General features: G+C 62.1%; 17 protein-coding genes. 6 read left to right on the top strand and 11 right to left on the bottom strand.

Translation table 11 applies throughout. The features are described from left to right. Positions 1-12: 12 nt before the first annotated feature. Together DM807_RS05845 and DM807_RS05840 are read right to left on the bottom strand one after the other, a co-directional pair. Positions 13-1,359, bottom strand: coding sequence for a HAMP domain-containing sensor histidine kinase (locus DM807_RS05845; RefSeq protein ID WP_179027156.1), 1,347 nt, complete (start codon positions 1,357-1,359; stop codon positions 13-15). Next, the gene (locus tag DM807_RS05840) at positions 1,359-2,051 is read right to left on the bottom strand and encodes a response regulator transcription factor (RefSeq protein WP_012270302.1); all 693 of its coding nucleotides are present in this window, start codon (positions 2,049-2,051) and stop codon (positions 1,359-1,361) included. Before DM807_RS05840 ends, DM807_RS05845 begins: the two co-directional genes overlap by 1 nt. 182 nt (positions 2,052-2,233) lie before the next feature. On the opposite strand from DM807_RS05840, the gene DM807_RS05835 reads away from it, so the two are divergent. Both DM807_RS05835 and DM807_RS05830 read left to right on the top strand, forming a co-directional pair. Then, positions 2,234-4,411 carry a TonB-dependent siderophore receptor gene (locus tag DM807_RS05835; RefSeq protein ID WP_012270303.1) on the top strand — a complete coding sequence of 726 codons (2,178 nt, stop codon included), beginning with the start codon at positions 2,234-2,236 and terminating at the stop codon, positions 4,409-4,411. A gap of 288 nt (positions 4,412-4,699) precedes the next feature. After that, positions 4,700-5,911 (top strand): glycosyltransferase family 4 protein, encoded by a 1,212-nt coding sequence (locus DM807_RS05830; RefSeq protein ID WP_012270304.1) that lies wholly within the window; start codon positions 4,700-4,702, stop codon positions 5,909-5,911. A 274-nt stretch (positions 5,912-6,185) separates the two neighbouring features. Here DM807_RS05830 and DM807_RS05825 read toward each other — a convergent pair whose 3' ends face one another. The 9 genes from DM807_RS05825 to exaC all read right to left on the bottom strand — a co-directional run bounded on the left by DM807_RS05825 (position 6,186) and on the right by exaC (position 15,397). After that, positions 6,186-6,887 (bottom strand): LexA family transcriptional regulator, encoded by a 702-nt coding sequence (locus DM807_RS05825; protein ID WP_179027155.1) that lies wholly within the window; start codon positions 6,885-6,887, stop codon positions 6,186-6,188. Between the two features lie 186 nt (positions 6,888-7,073). Further along, positions 7,074-7,601 carry an inorganic diphosphatase gene (gene ppa / locus DM807_RS05820; RefSeq protein ID WP_003255365.1) on the bottom strand — a complete coding sequence of 176 codons (528 nt, stop codon included), beginning with the start codon at positions 7,599-7,601 and terminating at the stop codon, positions 7,074-7,076. Positions 7,602-7,694: 93 nt separating this feature from the next. Beyond that, the gene (locus tag DM807_RS05815) at positions 7,695-8,510 is read right to left on the bottom strand and encodes a M90 family metallopeptidase (protein ID WP_069942873.1); all 816 of its coding nucleotides are present in this window, start codon (positions 8,508-8,510) and stop codon (positions 7,695-7,697) included. Between the two features lie 21 nt (positions 8,511-8,531). Then, complete coding sequence (locus DM807_RS05810; protein WP_012270307.1) at positions 8,532-9,179, bottom strand: DedA family protein; 648 nt, start codon at positions 9,177-9,179, stop codon at positions 8,532-8,534. Between the two features lie 187 nt (positions 9,180-9,366). Then, complete coding sequence (locus DM807_RS05805; RefSeq protein ID WP_012270308.1) at positions 9,367-9,825, bottom strand: GNAT family N-acetyltransferase; 459 nt, start codon at positions 9,823-9,825, stop codon at positions 9,367-9,369. 108 nt (positions 9,826-9,933) lie between these two features. After that, positions 9,934-10,752, bottom strand: a complete 819-nt coding sequence (gene eutC / locus DM807_RS05800) for an ethanolamine ammonia-lyase subunit EutC (protein WP_012270309.1) — start codon at positions 10,750-10,752, stop codon at positions 9,934-9,936. Positions 10,753-10,760: 8 nt separating this feature from the next. Further along, complete coding sequence (locus tag DM807_RS05795) at positions 10,761-12,155, bottom strand: ethanolamine ammonia-lyase subunit EutB (protein WP_012270310.1); 1,395 nt, start codon at positions 12,153-12,155, stop codon at positions 10,761-10,763. A gap of 46 nt (positions 12,156-12,201) precedes the next feature. Then, positions 12,202-13,650, bottom strand: a complete 1,449-nt coding sequence (gene eat, locus DM807_RS05790; protein ID WP_012270311.1) for an ethanolamine permease — start codon at positions 13,648-13,650, stop codon at positions 12,202-12,204. Between the two features lie 226 nt (positions 13,651-13,876). Next, entirely contained in the window at positions 13,877-15,397 is a 1,521-nt protein-coding gene (exaC, locus tag DM807_RS05785; RefSeq protein WP_012270312.1) for an acetaldehyde dehydrogenase ExaC, read from the bottom strand. A 254-nt stretch (positions 15,398-15,651) separates the two neighbouring features. On the opposite strand from exaC, the gene DM807_RS05780 reads away from it, so the two are divergent. The 4 genes from DM807_RS05780 to DM807_RS05765 all read left to right on the top strand — a co-directional run bounded on the left by DM807_RS05780 (position 15,652) and on the right by DM807_RS05765 (position 19,993). Further along, complete coding sequence (locus DM807_RS05780) at positions 15,652-17,667, top strand: sigma-54-dependent Fis family transcriptional regulator (protein WP_179027154.1); 2,016 nt, start codon at positions 15,652-15,654, stop codon at positions 17,665-17,667. Between the two features lie 66 nt (positions 17,668-17,733). Further along, on the top strand, positions 17,734-19,083 hold the full coding sequence (gene mpl / locus DM807_RS05775; RefSeq protein ID WP_012270314.1) for a UDP-N-acetylmuramate:L-alanyl-gamma-D-glutamyl-meso-diaminopimelate ligase: 1,350 nt from the start codon (positions 17,734-17,736) through the stop codon (positions 19,081-19,083). Further along, positions 19,080-19,709: a flavin prenyltransferase UbiX gene (gene ubiX, locus DM807_RS05770; protein ID WP_012270315.1), complete on the top strand. Its 630-nt coding sequence runs from the start codon at positions 19,080-19,082 to the stop codon at positions 19,707-19,709. Before mpl ends, ubiX begins: the two co-directional genes overlap by 4 nt. Then, the gene (locus DM807_RS05765) at positions 19,706-19,993 is read left to right on the top strand and encodes a YceK/YidQ family lipoprotein (RefSeq protein ID WP_012270316.1); all 288 of its coding nucleotides are present in this window, start codon (positions 19,706-19,708) and stop codon (positions 19,991-19,993) included. Before ubiX ends, DM807_RS05765 begins: the two co-directional genes overlap by 4 nt. Positions 19,994-20,026 lie beyond the last annotated feature (33 nt).

Raw genomic sequence — 20,026 nt, 5'->3', positions numbered from 1 at the left:
GCGTAAAGCGCATTAACTTTCTAAACAGTCCCTGGCAAGCGGCAAGGTCATGTGCAGGCACAGGCCAGGGTGGCCGTTGCTGGCCCACAAGTGGCCACCTTGCAGCTCGATGGCGCGGCGGGCGATGGCCAGGCCCAGGCCGAAGCCCGCTCCGCTACCGGCCAGGCGCTGGTAAGGCTTGAAGATGCGTTCCAGGTCGATGTCAGGCACACCGGGGCCTTGATCGCTCAGGCGCAGGTGCCAGCAATCGCCCTCACGCCAGCCATCCAGGCTCACCCGGCCCTCGGCCGGCGAGTGGCGAATGGCATTGCGCAGCAGGTTTTCCAGGGCTTGGGCCAGGCTGTCCAAGTGAGCCTGTACCCGGCAGTCGGTACCGAGCGAACACGGCAGGCGCGACGGGGCCCAGCCGCTTTCGAAGCAAACGTCCTGGCACAGTGCTTCCCATACCGAAAGCATCAACACCGGTTCGGTCGGCAGGCTGGGCTGTTCGGTGTCCATCCAGGCCAGGTCCAGCGTGTCTTCCAGCAGCTTTTGCATGTCGGCGACTTCGCGGTCCAGGCGTTCGCGCAGTTGTGGCGGTGGCAAGTCGCTGTCGTGGGCAATGCGCAGCCGCGCCAGTGGCGTGCGCAATTCGTGAGACAGTGTGCGCAACAGCAGGCGCTGTTGTTCCAGGCTCTGGCGCAGGCGCCCGGCCATGTGTTCGAAGGCCTGTGCCAGTTCACCCAGCTCGTCACGGCGTTCCTGCAGGGGCAGGGCGGGGCTGTCCAGGTCGTCGGCACGCAGGGCGTCGGCGCGGTCGCGCAGGCGGTTCAGCGGTACGACCAAATGTCGGTACAACGCCAGGCCCAGCAGCAGTGCGAGCAGTGCGGGTGCAACGCCGTGGGTGATCACATGGGTCCACGGTGTCAGGCCGGTGGGCAGCAGGCGCTCGGGCAGTTGCAGCACCAGGCGGCCGTGCTCGGGGTGTTGCGGGAACTCGATGCTGACATACGGCAGCTCATCCTGCAGGCGCCGGCTCATTGGCCAGTCGAGTTTGCGCATGAAGGTCAGGTGGCTGGCTTGCTCGGCATTCAGTGGCGTGGTGCCAAGGCTTTGCAGGTGCGGCCCGACCAAGGCAACCCAGGTGTCCTCGGCTTGTTCCAGTTGCCTGCGCCAGGCCTCGGCGCCTTCCGCGCCGCCCTGGTTCCAGGCCTGTTCGGCTTGTTGTGCATAGCGGGCCAGGTAATCCTGGTCGGCCTGGGACAGGAAGTAGGTACTGCGCTCTACCGACAGGCCCCAGGTCCAGATCAGCCAGACCAGCAGCAGGCAGAAGCTGACCTGCAGTACCGCCAGTTTCCATAGCAAAGGGTGGCGACGCATCAGGGCTGTTCCGTGTCGATCAGGACATACCCTTGGCCACGCACGGCCTGGATCTGCAGGTGCTGGGCACTGATGTCGGCCAGCTTGCGGCGCAGGTTGCACACATGCACGTCCAGGCCCCTGTCCAGGCGGGTATAGGCCCGGTGCAGCACGCTCTGGTACAGGAAGGGTTTGCTCAAGGCTTCGCCGGGGTGCGCCCGCAGCGTCACCAGCAAGCGGAATTCGGAAGCGGTGAGGCCAGCGGCATTGCCGTTGTGGATAACGTCTTGACGGTCGTGGTCCAGCATCACCTCGCCGACGTCGGTACGCAGCGCCGTGCCACGGTCGAATGCCACACGCCGCAGCAAGGCGTCGACCCGGGCGTCCAGCTCCGCCAGGCTGAAGGGCTTGGGCAGGTAATCGTCCGCGCCACGGGTAAAGCCGCTGATGCGATCTTGCTCGGCGCCTAGCGCCGACATCAGCATGACCGGTACCGCCTGTTGTCGGCGCAGCTCGTCGAGCAGGCTGAGGCCGTCGATGCCTGGCAGCATGATGTCCAACAGCACCAAATCGAACTGCGATTGCTGTATGGCATTCAGTGCCTGGGTGCCGCTGGCGCAGGCGTGCACCTGGAAACCGCGGTTGAGGAAATGGCGTTCCAGGTCTTGAAGCAGGCGAGGGTCGTCTTCGACAAGGAGAAGTGAGGTGGGCACGGCGAGCCTTGAATGAGAACTTCTATCAGTTACGAATCATCCCATTGCCAGCGGCCCGAGGGCAACGCCCCAATGTGTTAAGAAGGTTAATGATGCTGCACCCCCGTTTTCGCTCCGGTATCGTTCGCAAAAAGCAACTTGTTTCGTTTGCGAATTATTATCACTTGGGCGAAGGGTGTGGCATGAACGGTTTCAAAGGTGTGGGGAGCCCGCGACGGGTGCGGGGCTGGCTGGTACTGGGGCTGCTGGCGCCATTTTCGTTGTCGGCACTGGCTGAAACGGTAGCGACTCAGGCGGCAGCCGAGGATGCCTCGCTCGACCTGCCAGCATTGACCATCGAGGGCAACCGCCTTTACGACATGCTGCCATCGGAAGAAACCGGGGGCTACAGCGTCGATGCCGCTACAGTGGGCACCAAGACGCCAGCAGCGCTAAAGGACATTCCCCAGTCCATCACCGTCTACACCCAGGACTACGTCAAGGACCGCCAGTTCGTGCACCTGGATGACCTGGCCAAGTACACCGCCGGCCTGCGCACCCTGACCAACGATAGCGGCCGCTCGTCAATCTACGCCCGTGGCTACGAGTACAGCGAATTCAACATCGACGGCCTGCCGGCCCCCATGGCCAGTATCTTCGGCACTGTGCCGTCGCTGGCGGCGTTCGACCGAGTCGAAATCATGCGTGGCCCGGCTGGGCTGTTCAGCAGTACCAGTGAACTGGGTGGCATCGTCAACATGGTGCGCAAGCGCCCGACGGCCGAATTCCAGGGCCACATCGAAGGCAGCTACGGCACCTGGGACACCAACCACGAGGAAATCGACCTGAGCGGGCCGCTGGATGACGCCGGCCGCGTGCGCGGGCGCTTCATCGCATCCCGTGACGACACCAATGGCGAAGTCGATTACAACGCCAACACCAGTAACAGCTACTACGGTGCGCTGGACATCGACCTGGACGAGGCCACCACGCTGTCGTTCGGGCTGATGCACGAAGTGAAGAACATCACCCCGCACAACGGCTACCCGGCCACGTTGTCCGGTGAAGTGCCCGACTTCAGCCATTCGCGTTTCCTGGGGGCCGACTGGAACTACTTCGACGGCAAGACCACCGACCTGGTTGCTGAACTGACCCACCGCTTCGATAACGGTGGCTACGGCCGTGTCGCTGCCCGTGGCTCGCACCGCGATACAAATTACCTGTATGCCTTCACTGCGACCAACGCCACTACCGGTGCCAACTCCGAACGCGCCAGCGCCCGCGATTTCACCCAGGACACCTACTCGCTGGACGCCAGCTACAGCCAGCCGTTCGAAACATTCGGCCAGGTCAGCGAGTTCGTGGTCGGCAGCGACTATAAGAACTACGATACCGAGTACCTCAACGGCACCACCAACCTGGGTGCCATCAACGTCAACACCTATTCGCCGAAGCAGTTCGCCAAGCCGTCGCCCAACTACAGCACCGAAACCGGCATGCAGGAAGAGGAATACGGGCTGTACTCCAAGGTTACGTTCCGCCCGATCGATCGCCTGGCGCTGATCGCCGGTGGTCGTTTCAGCTGGTATCGCGGTGACTTCTACACCACTACCCTGAGCAGCGGCGCCACCACCAATGACAGCAAACGCGTGGACGGTCACTTCACTCCATATGGCGGCCTGGTCTACGACCTGACCGATAACCACGCGTTGTATGCCAGCTACTCGCAGGTGTTCAAGCCGCAGTCCGACACCGACAGCAACGGCCGCGTGCTGAAGCCGCGTGAAGGCGAGCAGTATGAGCTCGGCCTGAAGAGCAGCTACTTTGGCGGCGACCTGAATACCCGGTTGTCGGTGTTCCGGCTGACCGACAAGAACCGCGCCACCACGCTGTACGACGCTGATGGCGTAGCAACTACCGACTCCGTTGCAGCCGGCAAGACACGTGTGAAGGGCGCGGAAGTAGAAGTGAGCGGCAAGCTGACGGCAAACTGGGAACTGCTGGCCGGCTACACCTGGATGGAAACCGAAACCGTCAAGGGTGACGCCGAAACCACCTTCTTCATCATGCCGCGCAACCAGGCATCACTGTGGAGCAAATACACCATCAACCAAGGGCCGCTGACTGGCCTGGCCGTGGGTGGCGGTATATCGGCGATGAGCAACTTCTATTCCGAAAATGGCGGTGTGCGTATCGATGCACCGGGCTATGCCACTGTGGATGCGATGCTGTCGTACCCGGTTACCTCGAAGCTGACGGCCACCTTCAACGTCAACAACCTGTTCGACCGGGACTACCTGTCGCGGGTGGGGTCAACTTCGACATTCAACTTTTACGGGCCGTCGCGCAGCATGATGGTTGGGGCGCGGTATGACTTCTGATGCGTCGATATCCCAGGTGCGGCGCTCATTGAACGATATATATAGCTAGTTTGGCATGACTGTTTTTGGCGCCGGCTTACCGGCGCCATGACCGCCTGGTTTTTTTGCAGCACCGCGTGTGCAATCGGTTGAGTCGCACTAGAGTGTAGCCCTAGCGGAGTGCTTACTGCGTGTGCAGGAGGTCTGCAAGGACGCTGAAACGTTGTTGAGATGGACGGCTGGTTTTGAGGAGTAGGCCCCATGTAGACAATTCAACTGATCGTGTCCAGGCATCCCTGTGAGGGGAATATGATTGAAGACCCATATATCCTGTTTACCCGAATACCGATTGTTGTAAACGAGCAAGGTGAACTTTTTACTGACCCTTTGTGGGTCAAGGATATAGAGCTTCATCTGAGCTACATAGAAAACTTCGGCATCTGCTGCCCTGTTGAAAAAAGCAACAACGTCGAAGGGTTGCAAAGCATTAGTCATCTGAATGTGAAATGGCTTTACGGCTTGAGAAAAGACTATGGGCTTGCCTCTGTATTAAAGAATTTCCTACCCAATTTCATGTGCGTCGCCAAAGCCTGTAAATCGGCGAGGGTCGTGCATTCCGACGGTGCCGGTTGGGCATTTCCGTTGTCCTTCTACCTGCTGCCCCTGAAACCCCTGTTTCGCTTTCAATGGGTTGTTGTCATAGAGTCTTCATTCTGGATGCTGGGCCAGGGTGATACGCGGACGTTCAGGGCAGTCATCGAGCACTACGCACACTCCCTCCTGTTGAAACGCTGTTTGAAGCTGGCAAACGCCAGGATATTCACTCAATCTTTCTACAAGGAATATTTTCTCGGGGGCAACAATAGCCACACGTTAATTAACCCTGCCAGCTGGCTCGATAAGCAGTACATGGCGGCCCCGGAGGCAGTCAGGAGGCGATTCGAAGGTAGGCGTGAGCGTACACTCAACTTGCTTTACCCCTCACGCCTGGTCGTGGATAAAGGTGTCATGGTCGTTCTTGAAGCCATTGAACAACTGAACGTCGAAGGCGTTGAAATCACGATCACTCTCATGGGTGACGGGGATTTGAAAGCGCACTGCCTACGCTTTGCCGCTGAGTACCGTGGCGCCGTCGCGGTGAGGTTTCAGAGCGCAGTCGATTATGGCAAAGACTTTTTCACGATCATTGCCCAGCATGACTGGCTGTTGGTCCCGACATTGAAGCAGGAACAACCCCGAATCATATTCGATGCGTTCAGCCAGGGCGTTCCCGTCATCGGCTCCGACACATCCGGGGTGCAGGATATTACCAGCAGGCACAATGCGCTCACGTTTGAAACCGGTAACCCGTCCAGTTTGGCTGACCGTATTCGATATGCGGCGCGGCACCCCGAGCTGGCGCTGAAAATGGGGCTCGCGGGGCTGGACTATGCGACGGGGAAAACCCACTTGCAGATGCATCAGGTTCGTGAGGAATTCCTGAAGAGCAGCTTGAAGCTCTCGGCCAGCCCGCACATCTGACGCCACGTACGAGGATCTGCCGGTTGTAGCGTATTCGACGGGGTATTAAAAAGCCGGCTTGTGGCCGGCTTCTCGGGGACGCTTCCGACTCATTTATGGTAAGCCGCAATCGCCTTAACTGTGTGGCCATCAAGGGCCTGAAAGAGATGGCAGATGCCCGTGTGGGATATCGCCGAGCCCTCTGGACCGCGGCTTGCGCCGGTCGGGGCTAAATGTGCCGCATAGCATACAAGGGCCCGCGCAGGATGCCCAGCAAAAAATGGCACAGGGTGTTTCAGCCTGGCCGCTGCTGGCGGAAATGTGACCAGTGGAACACCCAGCCAAGGATCTCCAGCCCCTGCGCCTGGCGCTGCGCTGGGGTGTAGCGTTCGACCGCATAGTTACGCCGGTCATGGCTGTGCAGATAGAGCGTATCGTGCAGGCCAAGGCTGAGGCTGTTAACCCTGAGCATGCCGTTGTGCAGCAGGGCATAGGTCTCGCCATCGACCACTCGGGTCATGCTCAGGTCGATGGCCAGGGTGGCCTCCAGCGGAATCAACGGGAGCATGTTGCCGGCCGGCATCGCCAGGCAGATCGCGTTACCGGCCTGTACACCCAACCCCTTCAGGGCCTTTGCCGGCAGGCGCAGGTTTTTGCCCGCCACTGGCGACAGCAGGCTGTTATGCATCTCGTAATAAGGCACGTTCAGTACCCGACCGTGTCGCACCGACAGCGGAGTGGGTGGGTTGGCGAGTGCCAGCTTTGGCGGGCCGTTGCGCAGGATCGGGTTGGGGTGTTTGGGCCCTTCACCGGTGCGCAGCCAACGGCGGTGCACACAAAACAGGTCGGCCAGCTCATCCAGCCGGGCCAAAGGCACACCGCGTTTGAACCAGTTGTTGACGTGCTGCGGTGTGACGCTGCGCTGGGCGGCGAAATCGGAAGGGGTCAGGCCGCATTCATGCAGCAGGGCCTTGAGGCGGTCACCGGAAGTGTTCATGGCAGCGAGTGTAGCGGCGGGGTGCCAGCAAGGATATGAACCGGGTGTTGATGGGGTTTGTGTGAAAAGAGGCCGCCTGTAGGGCGTTGGTGTAGGACTGCGTAGGATTTGTTACTAGTAATCAGCGCATCGCCCTTTCAGGCGTAAAAAAACCCCGCCAAGGCGGGGTTTTTTATGCAACCGGTATCAGCCCTTGTAGGCAGCAACCGATTTGGTGATCGCAGCACGGGCAGCGTCAGCGCCCTCCCAGCCTTCGATCTTGACCCACTTGCCCTTCTCGAGATCTTTGTAGTTGGCAAAGAAGTGCTCGATTTGCTGGATCAGCAGGGCTGGCAGGTCGGTGTATTCCTTCACGTCGACGTACAGCTGCGACAGCTTGTCGTGAGGAACGGCGATGACCTTGGCGTCGCCGCCGCCGTCGTCGGTCATGTTCAGTACGCCAACCGGGCGGGCGCGGATTACCGAGCCTGGCGCTACCGGATAAGGGGTAACCACCAGCACGTCCAGCGGGTCACCGTCGTCAGCCAGGGTGTTCGGGATGAAACCGTAGTTGGCTGGGTAGAACATTGGGGTAGCCATGAAGCGGTCGACGAACAGCGTGTCGCTGTCCTTGTCGATCTCGTATTTGATCGGCGCGTGGTTGGCCGGGATCTCGATGGCGACGTAGATGTCGTTCGGCAGGTCTTTGCCCGCCGGAATCTTGCTGTAGCTCATTGGGCAGTGCCCCCGTGTTTGACCAAAAAAGTGGCGGCGATTATAGGCACATTCTGCCGGGGCATGCCACGTCTGGCCTGATGTGCGGCCCCGTCAGGCGTGGCTTTCGCGGTACTCGGGGTGTTCGGCCTGCAGCCGGCAAAGGCGCGCCAGCGGGTCTTGCCGGTAGAACTGCGACAACTGGCGGTAGACCTGTGGATAAGCCTGATGCAGCAGGTCGGGGGCACTAAAGAAGTATTCGCTGGTGACGGCAAAGAATTCTGCCGGGTTTTCTGCAGCGTATGGGTCGATGGCGGTTTCGGCGTCAGGGTCGGCATCCAACTGGCGGCTGAGGTCGTCGTAAGCCTGCTGCATGGCTGTTGCCCACTCATCCACCGGCATGCCGCTGTGCAGTGGTGGCAGGCCGTTGGCATCGCCGTTGAGCATGTCGAGCTTGTGCGCCAGCTCATGGATGACCAGGTTGTAGGCCTCCCAGCCACCGCTGCCCAGCACGCCGTTCCAGGCGAGGATGATCGGCCCCTGTTGCCAGGCTTCGCCGCTGTGCTCGCCGTCCCACACATGCTCCACGCCACTGGCATCGCGGTGCCGCTGGGGGCTCTTGAAGTCGTCGGGGTACAGGATGATTTCGTGGAAGCCCTGGTACCAGTTCAGCTCGCCCAGGTGCAGCAGTGGCAACTGTGCCTGGGCGGCCAGCAACAGGCGCTGCTCGTCGTCCAGTTCGACGCCGGGCAGGCAGGTGAGGTGCTTGTCGAGCAGGAACAGGATGCAGGCTTCGCGCAGCCATTGGTCTTCTGCGTCAGTGATGCCGTCCAGCATGGGCAGGCGCTCGCGTACGGCCTGCCATTGCTGTGGCGTGATCGGGTAACGCGCCAGAGTGCGCTTGCGCCGCCAGGCGCTGAATGACCACATGCCGGTTGCTCTTGTGCGTGTTCAGTGAGCCTTGGCCGTGCGGCCCAGACGCCCACGCAGCAGGCCTAGAATCATCGGCACCAGCGACAGGATGATAATGCCCACCACCATCAGCGACAGGTGCTGCTTGATGAACGGCACGTTGCCGAAGAAATAACCCAGGGTGACCAGCCCGCCGACCCACAGCAGCGAGCCGGCGACACTGAAGCCAAGGAAGCGTGGGTAATGCATGTGGGCGATGCCGGCGACGAACGGCGCGAAGGTGCGCAGGATGGGCAGGAAGCGTGCGAGGGTCACGGTCTTGCCGCCATGGCGTTCATAGAACTCGTGGGTGCGTTGCAGGTAATCGCGGCGGAATATCTTGGAGTTGGGGTTGTTGAACAAGCGCTCGCCGGCCGTTCGGCCGATCACGTAATTGGTGCTGTCACCCAGGATCGCGGCAACCATCAGCAGGCCGGCCAGCAGGACAGGGTCCATACCGCCACCCGCAGCCACGGCGCCGGCGATGAACAGCAGCGAATCGCCCGGCAGGAAGGGCATTACCACCAGCCCGGTTTCGCAGAAGATCACGGTGAACAGGATGGCGTAGATCCAGGGACCGTAATTGGTGACCAGCAGATCGAGGTAAGCATCGAGATGCAGGATAAGGTCCAGCGGGTTGAAATCCATGTACAGCACCTGTGTTCTGGGGCGTAGGCTCGGTTACCTGGGGATGGGTAAAATTTCACACATGACAGAAGAGGCATTATACGGCTAAGTCAGGAACATGCCCGGGGAGTTTGTAGCGGGGGGTTACGATAGAGGTAATCCTGTGGCGGCCTCTTCGGGGGCGTGCCCGCGAAAAGGCCGCCACCGGTCAATCCTGGCTGATCGGCAGGATATAGCTCTTGAACTCGGTGTCTTCGCGAAAACCGATGGATTCGTAAGTCTTGTGTGCGACTTCGTTGTCCGCGCTGGTCGACACCCGCATGCGTACGGCGTTGGTGTCCTTGGCCATTTTCTTCGCTTCGCGCATCAGGTGGTCGGCCACCAGCATGCGCCGCGAGTCTTCGGCTACATAGATATCGTTGAGAATCCACACCCGCTTCAATGACAGCGACGAGTAGCTGGGGTACAGCTGGCAGAAGCCCATCAGTTTGCTGTCGTCATCATCCGGTAGCGCCAGGTAGATCACCGATTCATCCCGTTTCAGGCGCTTTTCCAAAAAGCTGCGCGAGCTGTCGGGGTAGGGCAGCTGACCATAGAACTCGCGGTATTTGACGAACAATGGCGTGAGCAGGTCGAGGTGTTCCAGGGTTGCCTTGATGATGCGCATGTGCGGCCCTCAGAGTCCATTTTGGGAAACAGCGGAATGCCAGCAGCTTTCAAGGGCATGCTGCCCAATGCGCGGCACAAGTGCAATCCGCCTTCCGTGACATGTTTTTTACCCTTTGCCGAGCAGGAAGTTACCTTTCTGGCTGGCACTGCCTTCACTCTCCAGGCTATGGACCTCGGCCTCGTCCTTCAAATTCACCCCGGAAAGTTGGCGCCGGCAGGCTTCGCGCATCAAGTACAGCAGGCGGTGAGCCGCCATGCCATAGCTCAGCCCCTCCAGGCGGATGTTGGAAATGCAGTTGCGGTAGGCGTCGGTCAGGCCAACCTTCGGTGCATAGGTGAAATACAAGCCCAGGCTGTCAGGCGAACTCAGCCCCGGGCGTTCGCCGATCAGCATCACTGTCATGCGTGCGCCGAGCAGCTCGCCGACCTCATCGGCCACTGCCACACGGCCTTGCTGCACCAGCACCACCGGGGCGCTGGTCCAGCCGTCCGCGGCGGCCTGCTCCTCGAAGCGGTTCAGAAACGGCAGGGTGTGGCGATGCACGGCCAGCGCCGAGAGGCCGTCGGCGACCACGATGGCCAGGTCGACGCCGCCGGGGTTGGCCTGGGTGTGCTGGCGCAGGGTGGCAATCGAGTCTTCGTTCAGCCGTCGCCCCAAGTCCGGGCGCTGCAGGTACTGGTGGCGGTCGCTGGCGGCGCTGTGCAGCACCAGGCTGTCGCGCCCGCGATCACTCAGCTGGCTGGCCAGGCCGGCGTGGTCGAAGGCCAGGTGTACGGCATCGCGGGCCTGGGCATGGGCGAACTGGAAGTCCAGTTGCGCGCCGGTCGGCAGGCTGGTGCCGGTGCGGCCCAGGGCGATGCGCGCCGGGGTCAGGTTGCGCAGGGCCAGCCAAGGGTTGTCGGGGGTAGGCGTGCGATGGTCCATGGTCGTCCCTATGCAAGCTGTGCCAGGGCCTGGCGAAAGGCCGGTGGCAGGTTGTCACCAAAGCGCACCCGGCCATCGGCCTGGGTGAAGATGCCGGTGCGGGCCAGCCATGCCTCGAATTCCGGCCCAGGCTTCAGGCCGAGGGTCTGGCGCGCGTACAGCGCGTCATGGAACGAGGTGGTCTGGTAGTTGAGCATGATGTCGTCGGAGCCGGGGATGCCCATGATGAAGTTGATCCCGGCCACACCCAGCAAGGTCAGCAGGGTGTCCATGTCATCCTGGTCGGCTTCGGCGTGGTTGGTGTAGCAGATGTCGCAGCCCATCGGCACACCCAGCAGCTTGCCGCAGAAGTGGTCTTCAAGGCCCGCGCGGATGATCTGCTTGCCGTTGTACAGGTACTCCGGGCCAATGAAGCCGACCACGGTGTTGACCAGAAACGGCTTGAAGTGGCGGGCCACGGCATAGGCGCGGGTTTCGCAGGTTTGCTGGTCGACGCCATGGTGGGCGTTGGCCGACAGTGCGCTGCCCTGGCCGGTTTCGAAATACATCAGGTTTTGCCCAAGGGTGCCACGTTTCAACGACAGGCCGGCTTCGTAGCCTTCCTGCAACACGTTCAGGTTGATACCGAAGCCAGCGTTGGCTGCCTCGGTGCCGGCGATGGACTGGAACACCAGGTCCAGGGGCACGCCACGGTTGATCGCTTCGATCGAGGTGGTGACGTGGGTCAGCACGCAGGACTGGGTAGGGATGTCGTAGCGTTGGATGATGGCATCGAGCATTTCCAGCAGGGCGCAGATCGAGGCGATGCTGTCGGTGGCCGGGTTGATGCCGATCATGGCGTCGCCGTTGCCGTACAGCAGGCCGTCGAGAATGCTGGCGGCAATGCCGGCCGGTTCGTCGGTCGGGTGGTTGGGTTGCAACCGCGTCGACAGGCGCCCGCGCAGGCCCATGGTGCCGCGAAAGCGCGTGACCACGCGGATCTTCTGCGCCACCAGCACCAGGTCCTGCACGCGCATGATCTTCGACACCGCTGCCGCCATTTCGGGTGTCAGCCCGGGCGCCAGGGCGCGAAGGCTGTCTTCATTGGCCTCTTCGCTGAGCAGCCAGTCGCGCAGGCCGCCCACGGTCAGGTGGCTGACCGGGGCGAAAGCCTGGGCGTCGTGTGTATCGACGATAAGGCGGGTGACCTCGTCATCCTCGTAAGGGATCAGGGCTTCGTTGAGGAAGTGCGTCAGTGGGATATTGGCCAACGCCATCTGCGCCGCGACACGTTCGCCGTCGTTGCTGGCCGCGACGCCCGCCAGGTAGTCCCCCGAGCGTGCCGGGCTGGCCTTGGCCATTACGTCCTTGAGGCTGTCGAAGCGGTAGACCAGGTGGCCGACCGTGTGTACGAAACTTGCCATACAGAATCTCCAGAGCCGCGGGTTGCCCCGCGGCGGGTGGCGGCGATCAGTGCAGGGCCTCTTCGGCCTTCTGGATCGCGGCGAATTCCTCTTCCGGTGTGCCCGCGACCAGGTGGTGGCGGCTGTAGAAAGCAAAGTAGGCAATTAATACCGCATAGATCACTGCGGCGCCAATCACCACCCGTGGGTCGACCAGGAAGCCGGCGACCACGGCGATGCACGCCAGCACCAAGGCTACGCCCGAGGTGAAGACGCCACCCGGGGTGCGGTATGGGCGTTCCATCTTCGGCCGGCGGATGCGCAAGGTGATGTGCGCGGCCATCATCAGCACGTAAGACAGGGTAGCGCCGAATACGGCAACCAGGATCAGCAGGTCACCCTGGCCGGTCAGCGACAAGGCAAAACCGATGATGCCAGGGATGATCAAAGCCAGCACCGGGGCCTTGCTCTTGTTGGTTTGCGACAATTTGCGGGGCAGGTAGCCCGCGCGGGACAGGGCGAAGATCTGCCGGGAATAGGCGTAGATGATCGAGAAGAAGCTGGCGATCAGCCCGGCCAGGCCCACCAGGTTGACGAAACCGCCCATCCAGGTGTTGCCGCCGTAGGCCTTGGACAATGCCTCGACCAGCGGGTTACCGGACGCTTTCAGGGCTTCGGACCCCGCACCGCCAGGCCCGACCACCAAGATCAGCAGGGCGAAGGCCAGCAGTACCAGCATGGCACCGATCAGGCCGCGTGGCAGGTCGCGCTTGGGGTTCTTGGTTTCTTCGGCGGCCAGTGGCACACCTTCTACGGCAAGGAAGAACCAGATGGCGTAAGGAATCGCCGCCCACACACCGACATAGCCGAACGGCAGGAAGCTGCTGGCGCCTACCGCGTCCGTTTTGGCGATGTCGAACAGGTTGGCTGCATCAAAATGGGGCACCATGCTCACCAGGAACACCGCCAGGGCGATGGCCGCGATAGCGGTGATGATGAACATCAGCTTCAACGCCTCACCCACGCCAAAGATGTGGATGCCGATGAACACGATGTAGAACGCCAGGTAGATCATCCAGCCGCCGATGCCGAACAGTGACTGGCAGTAGGCGCCGATGAACACGGCGATGGCGGCGGGTGCGATGGCGTATTCGATGAGGATCGCCGTCCCGGTCAGGAAGCCGCCCCACGGGCCGAAGGCGCTGCGGGCAAAGCCGTAGCCGCCGCCTGCGGTGGGGATCATCGACGACAGCTCGGCCAACGAGAAACACATGCACAGGTACATGGTGGCCATCAGCAGGGTGGCCAGGAACATGCCACCCCAGCCGCCCTGGGCCAGGCCGAAGTTCCAGCCAGCGTAGTCGCCGGAGATGACATAGGCCACGCCCAGGCCGACCAGCAGTACCCAGCCGGCGGCGCCTTTTTTCAGTTCACGTTGCTGGAAATAGTCCGAACCGACTTTTTCGAAGTCTACGGAAGAGCCTGCCGGCGAGCCGGCGGAATGATCGCTTGGCATAGTTTCACCTGTTGTTTTTCTTGGTGGCCGGAAGGGTTCCGGGCCGATGGTGATGGGTACTGCAGGAAGCGAGCCAGAGCGGTTGGTGCACGGCAACCGCTTTGGCATTGTTAAATGCAGGCCCGGCCTCGTCGCGCGCTTGCCCGCCCTCACAGGGATTGCACAACATTCAAGTCATGTGCAGAGCTTGTGGGAGCGGGCGAGCCCGCGAGGGCCGCGACGCGGATTAGAAGAAGCCCAGCGGATTGATGTCGTAGCTCACCAGCAGGTTCTTGGTCTGCTGATAGTGGTCGAGCATCATCTTGTGCGTCTCACGGCCAACACCGGACTTCTTGTACCCGCCAAACGCGGCATGCGCCGGGTACAGGTGGTAGCAGTTGGTCCATACACGGCCAGCCTTGATGCCACGGCCCATGCGGTAGGCACGGTTGATGTCGCGGGTCCATACGCCGGCGCCCAGGCCGAACTCGGTGTCGTTGGCAATCGCCAGCGCTTCGGCTTCGTCCTTGAAGGTGGTGACGCTGACCACCGGGCCGAAGATTTCTTCCTGGAACACGCGCATCTTGTTGTTGCCCTTGAGCAGGGTCGGTTGGATGTAGTAACCGGTGGCCAGCGAGCCTTCCAGTTTTTCCACCTTGCCGCCGGTCAGCAGCTCGGCGCCTTCCTTCTGGGCGATGTCGAGGTACGACAGAATCTTCTCGAACTGCTGCTGCGAGGCCTGGGCGCCGACCATGGTGTCGGTGTCCAGCGGGTCGCCGCGCTTGATCTGCAGCACCTTCTTCATCACCACTTCCATGAACTGCGGGTAGATCGACTCCTGTACCAGTGCCCGCGATGGGCAGGTGCACACTTCGCCCTGGTTGAAGAATGCCAGCACCATGCCTTCGGCCGCCTTCTCGATGAAGCTTGGCTCGGCTTGCATGATGTCTTCGAAGTACACGTTCGGCGATTTGCCGCCCAGTTCGACAGTTGACGGGATGATGTTCTCGGCGGCGCATTTCATGATGTGCGAGCCAACCGGGGTCGAGCCGGTGAAGGCGATCTTGGCGATGCGCTTGCTGGTGGCCAGGGCTTCACCGGCTTCGCGGCCATAGCCTTGCACCACGTTCAGCACGCCAGGTGGCAGCAGGTCGCCGATCACTTCCAGCAGCACGGTGATGCCCAGGGGCGTTTGCTCGGCAGGCTTGAGCACCACGCAGTTACCCGCGGCCAGCGCGGGCGCCAGCTTCCAGGCCGCCATCAGGATCGGGAAGTTCCACGGGATGATCTGCCCGACCACGCCCAGCGGCTCATGGATGTGATAGGCCACGGTGCCTTCGTTGATCTCGGCCGCGCCGCCTTCCTGGGCGCGGATGCAGCCAGCGAAGTAGCGGAAGTGGTCGACCGCCAGCGGGATGTCGGCGTTTAGGGTTTCGCGGATTGGCTTGCCGTTGTCCCAGGTTTCGGTAATGGCCAGCAGCTCGAGGTTCTGCTCGATACGGTCGGCAATCTTCAGCAGAACGTTGGAGCGGTCCTGCACCGACGTGCGGCCCCAGGCGTCGGCCGCAGCATGGGCGGCATCCAGGGCCTTGTCGATGTCTTCGGCAGTGGAGCGAGGGAATTCAGCGATCAGCTTGCCATTCACCGGGGAGGTATTTTCGAAGTACTGCCCCTTTACCGGAGGAACGAACTCACCACCGATGTAGTTGCCGTAGCGGCTCTTGAAGGAAACCTTCGCGCCTTCGGTACCGGGATGTGCGTAACGCATGGTGTGTCTCCTGGCTATTGTGTTTGTTAGGGAGTTGAAAAGCGTAGAGCAAAGGTTGGGCCAGCGTTGGCTGTGCCAGGCAAATCAATGACTTGGGTCAGTATCACGGCGCTGATCAACAGTCGCTGTGCCGGCGCCGGTACGCGCTGGGTGACATTTTGTGCCATTTGCGACACGTCACAGGCGCGTGCATTGCAAAGCCTTTCCGGGTGGAGGATGCTGGGCTGACGCTCTATCTGCGGAGAACTACAACAATGCAGAGCAACCCTTTCAGTCGCCATGCCCAGCAGGTCCATAGCGTTGCCCATGGTCGGGCTGGGGAGGGCGGCAGTGACCCGTCCATCGCCCGCTCCTGGCTGCGCTGCCTGGAGGACTACCACCTCGACCCTACGGTGATCGAAGCCCCGGTGGTGCTTGAGCATGGGCGCCTGCTGGAAAGCCGCGAGCGCCTGCGCCAGGTGTTGCAAATTGCCGACCATGAAATGAACAGCCTGCACCAGCAGCTTTCCGGCGCGGGCCACGCAGTGCTGCTGACCGACGCCCGCGGGGTGATCCTCAACTGTGTCAGCGCCCCCACCGAGCGGCGTAGCTTCGAGCGTGCCGGGCTGTGGCTGGGCGCCGACTGGAGCGAGGCGCGCGAGGGCACCAATGGCATCGGCACCTGCCTGGTCGAGCGCCAAGCGCTGACTATCCACCAGAACGAGCACTTCCGTGGCCGCCACACCGGCCTGACCTGCTCGGCCAGCCCAGTGTTCGACCCGCATGGCGAGTTGCTGGCGGTACTCGACGTGTCCTCGGCGCGTCCTGACGTATCACGGCAAAGCCAGTTCCACACCATGGCGTTGGTCAACCTGTCGGCGAAGATGATCGAAAGCTGTTACTTCCTTCGCCATTTCGAGCAGCAATGGCTGCTGCGTTTTCACCTGCAGGCCGAGTCGGTCGGCTTGTTCAGCGAAGGCTTGCTGGCGTTCGACGGCGATGGGCGCATTTGCGCTGCCAACCAGAGCGCACTTAACCTGCTGGGCACTGTGCGGGGCGGTGTGCTGGGCAAACCATTGGAGCGATTTTTTGCCTGCAGCCATGACGAATTGTTCAGCCGCGCCACGCCCGGCGGCAGCACCGCCTGGCCGCTGCGTACCCTGGACGGCCGCCAGGTGTTCGCCAGCCTGCGAGGGCAGGCCCGGGCGCCGGTATGGTCGGTGCCAGCCGCTCAGCCGCGGCCCGCGTGCGAAGTGGAGCCGCTGGTCTGCCTGCTCGACCCGGCGTTGCAAAACGACTTCCGGCGCAGCGTGCGGGTGTTCGAGCGCGATGTGCCCTTGCTGCTGCGCGGCGAGACCGGTTGTGGCAAGGAGGCCTTCGCCCAGGCTGTGCATCAGGCCAGTGAGCGACGCGGCAAGCCGTTCGTTGCCATCAACTGTGCGTCGATCCCAGAAAGCCTGATCGAGAGTGAGCTGTTCGGGTACCGTGGCGGCAGTTTTACCGGCGCGCGCAAGGAAGGCATGCGCGGCAAGCTGCTGCAGGCTGACGGCGGCACCTTGCTGCTGGACGAGATCGGCGACATGCCGCTGGCCCTGCAAACCCGCCTGCTGCGGGTACTGGAGGAGCGCCAGGTGGTGCCGATCGGGGGCGAGCCGCAGGCGGTGGACGTGCGCATTGTCAGCGCCACCCACCGTGACTTGCTGGAGCGGGTAGAGCAGGGCAGTTTCCGCGAAGACCTTTATTACCGCCTCAATGGCCTGGAAGTGGCGTTGCCAGCGGTGCGTGAGCGCAGTGACAAGGCGCAGTTGCTGGACTTCCTGCTGCGCCAGGAGGCGCAGGGGCAGTTGATCGACATCGAGCCCAGGGCGCGGCAGGCACTGCTCGAATTCACCTGGCCGGGGAACGTGCGGCAAATGCGCAATGTGCTGCGTACCTTGGTGGCGCTTTGCGAAGATTCCCGAATCGCATTGGCGGATCTCCCAACCATCGTCCGCAACAACGCCAATCCTGTGAGAGCGGGCTTGCCCGCGAAGGCTGCCTCACAGCCGTATGAGGGCGAGGGTTTTGCCCTCGTTCGCGGGCAAGCCCGCTCCCACACAACCTGCGTTGATTCCGCAGTTGACGGTGAATCCGTGGGTAACCAGGTTTTGCAGGATGCGGAACGGCAAGTTTTGCTGGCCATGCTGGAGGCAAAACACTGGCACTTGACCCGCGTCGCCGAGCACTTGGGCATCAGCCGCAATACCTTGTATCGAAAACTGCGCAAACACGGCATCACCAGGGCCGACTGAGCGAAACAGCGGGTGCGATTTGTCGCGCCCTGGGCTACCCTGCCTCGATGTTTTGCGAGGTCGACCATGCATATTCACATTCTCGGTATTTGCGGCACTTTCATGGGCTCGCTGGCGGTGCTGGCCAAGGAACTTGGCCACCGCGTCACCGGCTCGGACGCCAACGTCTATCCCCCGATGAGCACCCAGCTCGAAGCCCAGGGCATCGAACTGACCCAAGGTTATGACCCGGCTCAGCTGGACCCGGCGCCAGACCTGGTGGTCATCGGCAACGCCATGTCGCGCGGCAACCCGGCGGTTGAATACGTGCTGAACAAGGGCCTGCCCTATGTCTCGGGCCCGCAGTGGCTGGCCGACCACGTGCTGCAAGGCCGTTGGGTGCTGGCCGTTGCCGGTACCCACGGCAAGACCACCACCAGCAGCATGCTGGCCTGGGTGCTGGAGCACGCCGGCATGAGCCCAGGCTTCCTGATTGGCGGTGTGCCGCAGAACTTCTCGGTGTCGGCGCGTTTGGGCGACACGCCGTTCTTCGTGGTCGAAGCCGACGAATACGACAGCGCGTTCTTCGACAAGCGCTCGAAGTTCGTTCACTACCACCCACGTACTGCGATCCTCAACAACCTTGAGTTCGATCACGCGGACATCTTCCCGGACCTGGCCTCGATCGAGCGACAGTTCCATCACTTGGTGCGTACCATCCCTAGCGAGGGCCTGGTCATCCATCCGACCACCGAGCAAGCGCTGGAGCGAGTGATCGGCATGGGCTGCTGGACCCCGGTGCAAACCACCGGTGAAGGAGGCCAGTGGCAAGCTCGCCTGCTCAGCCCTGATGGCTCGCGCTTCGAAGTGTTGTTCGAAGGCGAGGCGCAGGGCGTGGTGGACTGGGCACTGACCGGCCAGCACAACGTCGCCAACGCCTTGGCCACCCTGGCTGCGGCCCGCCATGTTGGCGTGGTGCCGGCCATGGGGATCGCTGGCCTGAGTGCCTTCAAGAGCGTCAAGCGGCGCATGGAGAAGGTGGCCGAAGTGCAGGGCGTGACCATCTACGATGACTTCGCCCACCACCCGACCGCCATTGCCACCACCCTCGACGGCCTGCGCAAGCGTGTTGGCGAGGCACCGGTGATCGCGGTGATCGAGCCACGCTCCAACTCAATGAAGCTTGGTGCTCACCGTGACGGCCTGCCAGAAAGCGTCAACGATGCGGACCAGGTGATCTGGTATGCACCGGCCAACCTCGGCTGGGACCTGGCCGCCACCGCCGCCCAATGCAAGGTGCCGAGCGTGGTGGCCGACAGCCTCGAAGCGATCATCGAACGGGTCAAAGGCCAGGCTCGCCCAGGCACCCATGTGGTGATCATGAGCAACGGCGGTTTCGGTGGCCTGCACGGCAAGTTGGCCGAGGCGCTGAAGTGAACGGGCCGCAACGCATCACCCTGGCCATGACGGGCGCCTCTGGCGCCCAATATGGCCTGCGCTTGCTCGATTGCCTGGTGCGTGAGGACCGCGAGGTGCATTTCCTCATCTCAAAGGCCGCGCAGTTGGTAATGGCCACCGAGACGGATGTGTTGCTGCCGGCCAAGCCCCAGGCAATGCAGGCCTTTCTGACGGAGTACACCGGCGCCGCCGATGGGCAGATCCGTGTGTACGGCAAGGAGGACTGGATGTCGCCCGTGGCCTCGGGCTCTGGCGCCCCAGCAGCGATGGTGGTGGTGCCGTGTTCTACCGGCACGTTGTCGGCGATTGCCACCGGTGCGTGCAACAACCTGATCGAGCGGGCTGCCGACGTTACCCTCAAGGAGCGTCGCCAGCTGATCCTGGTACCACGCGAAGCACCGTTCTCCACCATCCACCTGGAAAACATGCTCAAGCTGTCGCAAATGGGCGCGGTGATCCTGCCGGCGGCGCCGGGCTTCTATCACCAGCCACAGACCATCGACGACCTGGTCGACTTTGTCGTGGCGCGCATTCTCAACCTGCTGAACATCCCCCAGGACATGCTGCCGCGTTGGGGCGAGCATCATTTTGGGGTGGATGATTGAAGCGAGCGCTGGCCAGTTTGCTGGCGCTGGGGCTGTTGAGTGGTTGTGCCACGGTGCGCACGCTGGATGCCGCCAAGCCTGGGGCACCGGTGGTATATGCCGGCACCCGGCTGGATTTGTATGTGATCAACGGCGGGTGCTGCCCGCGTGATCATTATGGGGCTGATGCGCCGGCCTATCCGGGGTTGGACCTGCCGGGGAGCATGCTGCTCGATACCCTGTTGTTGCCGTTATCCTTACTGACAGCGGCAGGTGTAGGCTTCCAGGCCACAGGCGGCCTTTAAGGGCCCTTTCGCGGGGTTGCCCGCGAAGAGGCC

Origin of the sequence: Pseudomonas hunanensis (assembly GCF_013393325.1) — a bacterium.
GTDB classification, from domain to species: Bacteria; Pseudomonadota; Gammaproteobacteria; order Pseudomonadales; family Pseudomonadaceae; genus Aquipseudomonas; species Aquipseudomonas putida_P.
Note: the sequence above shows the minus strand (reverse complement) of the source record. Positions and strands in the feature narration are given on the sequence as shown.